Origin of the sequence: uncultured Ralstonia sp. (assembly GCA_913056305.1) — a bacterium.
Taxonomy (GTDB): domain Bacteria; phylum Pseudomonadota; class Gammaproteobacteria; order Burkholderiales; family Burkholderiaceae; genus Ralstonia.
In genome coordinates, this window is sequence record CAJXMR010000245.1 from 1 (window position 1) to 6,403 (window position 6,403).

A 6,403-nucleotide genomic window follows, 5' to 3' on the forward strand; every position below is an offset into this window, starting at 1 on the left:
GCGGAAACATCTTCGTCGAACAGCTTGCGCAAGTCATTGACTCGCAACGGGTCCTGCGCGCAGATCAGCGCGGTCTCGAGGACGATTTTCGCCTCTTGGGTATTCATCGGGTTGAGCGGCTCGTCATTGCACGCGCGCGGCGATTGCCGTCACGCTGAAGGTTTCCGTTCCGCCGCGACATACGCGGCATTCTGAATGCTGTTGCCCGCCCGGGCCCGGCGCGCGTCGGCCGTTAGGCCTCGCACCGAAACACAGTGGCTTTTGCCCGCTGATGGGCCGGAGGAGCGAGTTGATCCGGTGCCGGTCAGGCACCACAAGGGCAATTTCTACCGCCGCCAAGGGGGCGGCTCTTGCACCGGGCGGCTGCCACTGCTGACCGGCGGCACACCCAAATCGACGGTCCAGGGCGGCTGTGCCGCTGGATGGCTTCGCTTGGCGCCACGCTCGAGATTTTGATCTGCGCGGCTGGGAGCGAGTCGAATTGCGTCTGATTGTAGGGCATATTCCTGCGCGCCCGCAACATGGAAGATGTCCTAGCGCCCCGCCCCATGCCAGACGAGGGGCCGCAGGTGATTCAAACGCCTACAGCACCAGGCAGAAACCATGTGCGTTGAGCATCTCCGGCAACCACGCCGCGCACACCAGCCCCCAGACCCCGAATGCGGCAATGGCGGCACCCGCGATGCCCCGCGCCCAGCGCATCCGCGACACGCCACGCAACCAGCCCGCCAGCCCGGACATCATCAGCAGGTTCGGCAGGGTGCCAGCGCCGAACGCGAGCATGACGGCCGCGCCCGAAGCTGCGTTGCCAGCCAGCAACGCAACGGCCAGGGCGCCGTACACCATGCCGCACGGCACCAGACCCCACGCAAGCCCGGTGACGTAGCGCCCGGCCAGCGGATGACGCACGCGCAACGACGTCATGCGCAGCCGGGCGGCGAGCGCCGCCAACCCACCAGACAAACGACCAAGCCCGCGCTCGAGCCAAGCGCTGCGCCACACATCGCCGGCCGCCCGGGTGAGCAACAGCACCCCATAGGCGACCAGCAACGCGCTCGCCAACGCAAACAAGCCGCGCTGGATCGGCAGCCATTGCTGCCGCCACGCCGCCGCGCCGAGCGCGCCCATCGCCGCACCGAGCAGCGCATACGTGGTGAGCCGCCCCAGATGCATCACCAGTTGCTCGAACCACAAGCGCCGACGCGAGACGATGCGCACCGGCACCTGCGCACGCTCGGCCGCCAGCGCGATGCCGCTGCACATCGCCAGGCAGTGCACCCCTCCCAGCAGCGCAATCAGGAAGACGCTCAGCAACGCAGCCGCACTCATAGGCGCAATCCTTTCCGTTTGACGGCCAATCTCGTTGCCATCTTGCTCCAGATCAAATGAAACTCCCCTAAATCCGTCTGTCGGAAACGTCCGATGGCAGCAGGGTCGCCGCTATAATATGCGTCGGTAGCACAACAATTATTCTATTCAACCCCTCTCGGATTTCCCTCGCCCCCGTGCTCACACGAATCGCGCTCACCGACCAAGCCTCCCGTTGTTCCACCTGCGTGCTCGGACAAATCTGCCTCCCGGTGGGCATGAATTCAGATGACGTGCGCAAAATGGACGAACTGGTTACCGAGCGCATCCGCATCAAGAAAGGCCAGACGCTGTATTCGCTTGGCGAGCCGCTGGAGGCCGTGTACGGCATCCGCTTCGGCACGCTGAAGACGCACCTCACGCTCGAGGACGGCCGGCACCAGATCACGGGTTTCCACCTGCCAGGCGAGATCGTCGGACTCGATGGCATCGGCGAGATGTGCCATGTGTCGGACGCCACCGCGCTGGAAGATACCGAGGTGTGCGTGGTGCGCTATACCGATCTGCAGCAGCTCTCGCGCCGGCTGCCTTCGCTGCAGCACCAGTTCCTGCGCATCATGAGCAAGGAGATCTCGCAGGACCACCTGATGCTGATGACGTTGGGCTCGATGCGTGCGGAAGAACGCCTTGCCGCGTTCCTGCTGAACCTGTCGCGCCGCTCGGCCGAACGCGGATACTCGTCGACGGAATTCGTGCTGCGCATGAGCCGCGAAGAACTCGGCAGCTACCTGGGCCTCAAGCTGGAAACCGTCAGCCGCCTGTTCTCGCGCTTTGCCGAGGCGGGCCTCATCCAGATCCGCCAGCGCCACGTCAAGCTGATCGACGTGGCCGGCTTGCGCCAGGTGATGAGCGGCCAGGCGTCCTGAACCGCCCCACCTATTTGCACCGTCCGCTCAGATGAGCGGATGTTCGTGCGCTTCCAGCTTGCCGATGCCCGGTGACACATACAGCGTCAACGCGCTCGACAATCCGCAGATCACCCAGAACACAAAGAACGAAACGGTGTAGACCGCTTCGGAAGACACCGTGATCTGCTCGCCGAAGAAGCGCAGGTCGGCCGGGTCCACCACGGAAAACACCACAAGCTCGGCCAGCGCCGCCGCCAAGAACGCCGGCCACAGGATCCACATCAGCAGGCGCCGCGTCATCGGACCTCCCCGTGGCCGGCATGGGCCGACACGGAGACGGTCTTTTCGACAACCAGACCGCGTCGTACGACGTTGTCGTGAACCTCGGCATCGGGGTGGGTGACGGTCAGCCAGATCGTCACGCCACAACCGAGCATGGCGGCAAACGGGCCCGCCATCAGCAGCCACGGCCAGGGCTCGCGCCACCATGGCCGCGCATGGACTTGAGCTTGGGAAGGTTGGGTTGCTTGCATCAGCGCCTCCTTATTTGGATGGCCGCGTTAGCGCGGCACGATGAAGCTGGACGGCTCACGCAGCACGAGGCTGCTGCCCTCCTTGTCTGCCTGGATGACGAAACGGATCTTGTGCGAGCCGGGCTGGACATCGTCGGCCGGGCGGCGCACGCGGATCGGCACCAGCCGGTTCGCCGCGGGAGCCAGCTCGAACGAAGTCGATTCACCGCGTCCGCCCTGCACGTCCAACGCCGGCAGGCCTTCCGCCGTGATGGTCACGCGCATTGGCTGCTCGGACGCATTCATCAGCTGCAGTCGATACACGTTTTCGATCTTGCCGCCGTCCACCTCGCGGGCGAGCGCTCCGCGATCGCGGATGACGTCGACCTTCAACGGCTGGCGCATCGCCAGGGCCACCACGAAGCCGGTTGTCAGCACCAGCATGATGCCGACATAAATCAACACACGCGGGCGCAGCAGATGGCGGCGCGCCTCCTTCGGGTTTAGCCGATCGCGCATGGCGCGCTCCGACGTATAGCGGATCAGGCCACGCGGGTAGCGCATCTTGTCCATCACCTGGTCGCACGCGTCGATGCACGCGCCGCAACCAATGCATTCGTACTGCAGGCCCTGGCGGATGTCGATGCCGGTCGGACACACCTGCACGCAGATGCTGCAATCGACGCAAGAGCCGAGGCCCTGCGCGGCAAAATCGGCGTTGCGCGAGCGGCTGCCGCGTGGCTCGCCGCGCTGGGTGTCATAGGTGACGACGTAGGTGTCCCGGTCGACCATCACGCTCTGGAAGCGTGCGTACGGGCACATGTAGCGGCACACCTGTTCGCGCATGAAGCCCGCGTTGCCCCAGGTGGCGAACGCATAGAACAGCAGCCAGAAGGTCGCCCAAGGGCCGAGCGACAGCGTCCACACTTCCATGCCAAGCTGGCGGATGGGCGTGAAGAAGCCGACGAAGGTGAAGCCCGTCCACAGCGCGATCAGCACCCAGGCGGTGTGCTTGGCGGTCTTCAGGCGCAGCTTGCGCGCGCTCCAGCGCTCGCCGTCGAGGCGGATGCGGGCGAAGCGGTCGCCCTCGATATGCCGCTCGATCCACATGAAGATCTCGGTGTAGACCGTCTGCGGACAGGCATAGCCGCAGAACAACCGCCCCGCCACTGCCGTAAACAGGAACAGCCCCAATGCCGACAACACCAGCAGCAGGGCCAGGTAGATCACGTCTTGCGGCCACAGCACCAGGCCGATCAGGTAGAACTTGCGCGCCCCCAGGTCGAACAGCACCGCCTGGCGGCCGTTCCACTGGAGCCACGGCAGGCCATAGAAAATGATCTGCGTGGCCAGCACCATCCAGACACGCCAGCGATCAAACGCTCCAGTCACGGCGCGCGGATAGATCTTGCGCCGGACTTCATACAGCATCTGCTCGGTGGGCGTGTCATCGGCGCCCGCCGCTGCAGCGGCGGGCGTCATCGGACGCCAGGCGGGTTCGTGGTCGCTCATTGCTGGGTCGCGGGCTGCGTGCTGTTATTCGACAGGCCCCACACGTAGGCGGCGAGCAGGCGGATCTTCTCCGGCGACAGCAGGTTCTCGTGCGCGGGCATGGTGTTGTCGCGGCCCTTGAGGATGGTCTCGACGATGGTCGCTTCCGAGCTGCCGTACAGCCAGATACGGTCGGTCAGGTTGGGGGCACCGACAGCCTGGTTGCCCTTGCCGGTCGCCATATGGCATGCGGCGCAGACTGACTTGAAGGTCGGTTCGCCACGCGCGGCTTTGATCGGGTCATACGACAGGCCCGACAGCGAGCGCACATAGTTGGCGACGTTGACCGCCTGGTTGCCGTCCACCACCGCGGCCAGCGACGGCATCACGCCATGGCGGCCCTTGGTGATGGTGGTCAGGATGGTTTCGGGATCGCCACCGTAGAGCCAGTCGTTGTCGGTCAGGTTCGGGAAGCCCTTCGAACCGCCGGCGTCCGAGCCATGGCACTGCGCGCAGTTGTTCAGGAACAGGCGCTGGCCGATTTCATGCGCTTGCGGGTCTGCGGCGATCTGCTTGATGTCCATGTTGCCGTAGCGCTCGTACAGCGGGCGCACCTGCGCCTCGGCCGCCGCGCGCTGCGATGCCAGCTCGCTGCGCGTGGAGAAGCCCAGCACACCGCCGTAGGCACCCAGCCCCGGATACAGGATGAGGTAGGCCAAGGCGAAGATGCACGACAGCAGGAACATCCACATCCACCAGCGCGGCAGCGGGTTGTTCAGCTCGCGCAGGTCGCCGTCCCACACGTGGCCGGTATCTTCGCCGGCAGCGTGCCCCGGCGCGATCGTGATGCGGCGCTGCGAGAACAGCAGCCACACGCACCACACGATGCCCACCAGGGCGATCGCCGCGATGTAATACCCCCAAAACTCGGAAATGAAGTCGCTCATGATTCGATGTCCTTATTGATGTGAGCGGGACGCGTCTGTGCGTCCGCCTGCGACCTCGGCTTCATCGGGCAGCAGGAACGGCAGCATTGCCGATTCCGCATTCGCCGCACGGCGATGGCCCGAATACGCCCACCATGTGATGCCCACGAACAGCACCAGGAACACGGCGGTGGAGATTGCGGTCAGCATGGCCATGGCTTACTCCTTGGCAGCGACGGCGGCCGGCGCTGCGGCGGCTGCAGGGACGTCGCGCACGTTGCGCATCTCGATGCCCAGGCCCTGCAGGAAGGCCACCACGGCATCCTCTTCGGTCTTGCCTTCGAGCTCGGCGCGGGCCCCAGCGATCTGCGCGTCGGTGTACGGCACGCCCAGCTTGCGCAGCACGCGCATCTTGGTCTCGATGTCGCGGTTGTCGAGCGGCGTCTTGGCGAGCCATGCGTACGACGGCATGTTGGACTCGGGCACCACCTCACGCGGGTCGCGCAAGTGGATGCGATGCCAGTCGTCGGAATACCGTTGGCCGACGCGCGCCAGATCCGGGCCGGTCCGCTTGGAACCCCACAGGAACGGGTGGTCGAACACCGATTCGCCGGCCATCGAATAGTGGCCATAGCGCTCGGTCTCGGCACGCAGCGTACGCACCTGCTGCGAGTGGCAGCCGACGCAGCCTTCGCGGATGTAGATGTCACGCCCCGCCAGCCGCAGCGGCGAATACGGTGCGATGCCCTTGACCGGCTCGGTGGTGGAATGCTGGAAGAACAGCGGCACGATCTGCACCAGGCCGGCGATGCTGACCACGACCAGGGTCGCGATGATCAGCAGCCCGATGTTCTTTTCCAGCGTCTCGTGCGTGAAGAAGCGGTTGGATTGATTGCTCATGGTCGTCTCCTCACTGTGCCGCGGCCAGCGGGGCCTGGGCGGGTTGAGGGATCGGTGCATCGACAGCCTTGCTGCCCTGGATGGTCTTGAACACGTTGAACGCCATCAGCAGCATGCCGCTGAGGAAGCACAGGCCACCCAGCAGGCGGATCACGTAGAACGGATACGTTGCCTTCACGGCTTCGACAAAGCTGTAGGTGAGCGTGCCGTCAGCCTCGGTGGCACGCCACATCAGGCCTTGCATCACGCCGGCAACCCACATCGCAGCGATGTAGAGCACCACGCCGATGGTGGCGATCCAGAAGTGCACCTCGATCAGGCGCGTGCTGTACATCTTCTGCTGGCCGAACAGGCGCGG

At 65.1% G+C, this 6,403-nt stretch carries 9 protein-coding genes and 1 pseudogene; 1 reads left to right on the forward strand and 9 read right to left on the reverse strand.

Features of this window, described 5'->3' with window-relative positions:
• Together QZ609_RS23180 and QZ609_RS23185 are read right to left on the reverse strand one after the other, a co-directional pair.
• Positions 1 to 107, reverse strand: a pseudogene (locus QZ609_RS23180) (SMC-Scp complex subunit ScpB); the annotation flags it as partial.
• Between the two features lie 475 nt (positions 108 to 582).
• A complete protein-coding gene (locus QZ609_RS23185; protein ID WP_295499901.1) occupies positions 583 to 1,329 on the reverse strand; it encodes a sulfite exporter TauE/SafE family protein in 747 nt (248 codons plus the stop codon).
• Positions 1,330 to 1,556: 227 nt separating this feature from the next.
• Between QZ609_RS23185 and fnr the strand changes: the two genes are divergently transcribed.
• Positions 1,557 to 2,234 carry a fumarate/nitrate reduction transcriptional regulator Fnr gene (gene fnr / locus QZ609_RS23190; RefSeq protein WP_295499909.1) on the forward strand — a complete coding sequence of 226 codons (678 nt, stop codon included), beginning with the start codon at positions 1,557 to 1,559 and terminating at the stop codon, positions 2,232 to 2,234.
• A gap of 27 nt (positions 2,235 to 2,261) precedes the next feature.
• Here the strand turns inward: fnr and QZ609_RS23195 are convergent, their stop codons facing one another.
• The 7 genes from QZ609_RS23195 to QZ609_RS23225 all read right to left on the reverse strand — a co-directional run.
• Positions 2,262 to 2,516: a hypothetical protein gene (locus tag QZ609_RS23195; RefSeq protein ID WP_295499902.1), complete on the reverse strand. Its 255-nt coding sequence runs from the start codon at positions 2,514 to 2,516 to the stop codon at positions 2,262 to 2,264.
• Positions 2,513 to 2,749, reverse strand: a complete 237-nt coding sequence (locus tag QZ609_RS23200; RefSeq protein WP_295499903.1) for a hypothetical protein — start codon at positions 2,747 to 2,749, stop codon at positions 2,513 to 2,515. Before QZ609_RS23200 ends, QZ609_RS23195 begins: the two co-directional genes overlap by 4 nt.
• 27 nt (positions 2,750 to 2,776) lie before the next feature.
• Positions 2,777 to 4,240 (reverse strand): cytochrome c oxidase accessory protein CcoG, encoded by a 1,464-nt coding sequence (gene ccoG / locus QZ609_RS23205; RefSeq protein WP_295499904.1) that lies wholly within the window; start codon positions 4,238 to 4,240, stop codon positions 2,777 to 2,779.
• On the reverse strand, positions 4,237 to 5,166 hold the full coding sequence (gene ccoP, locus QZ609_RS23210; protein ID WP_295499905.1) for a cytochrome-c oxidase, cbb3-type subunit III: 930 nt from the start codon (positions 5,164 to 5,166) through the stop codon (positions 4,237 to 4,239). The genes ccoG and ccoP overlap by 4 nt, the downstream gene beginning before the upstream one ends.
• A gap of 12 nt (positions 5,167 to 5,178) precedes the next feature.
• Positions 5,179 to 5,361, reverse strand: coding sequence for a CcoQ/FixQ family Cbb3-type cytochrome c oxidase assembly chaperone (locus QZ609_RS23215; protein WP_295499906.1), 183 nt, complete (start codon positions 5,359 to 5,361; stop codon positions 5,179 to 5,181).
• A 3-nt stretch (positions 5,362 to 5,364) separates the two neighbouring features.
• Positions 5,365 to 6,045 (reverse strand): cytochrome-c oxidase, cbb3-type subunit II, encoded by a 681-nt coding sequence (gene ccoO / locus QZ609_RS23220; protein ID WP_295499907.1) that lies wholly within the window; start codon positions 6,043 to 6,045, stop codon positions 5,365 to 5,367.
• 10 nt (positions 6,046 to 6,055) lie between these two features.
• Positions 6,056 to 6,403: cbb3-type cytochrome c oxidase subunit I (locus QZ609_RS23225; RefSeq protein ID WP_295499908.1), on the reverse strand; the 348-nt coding region annotated here is incomplete at its 5' end.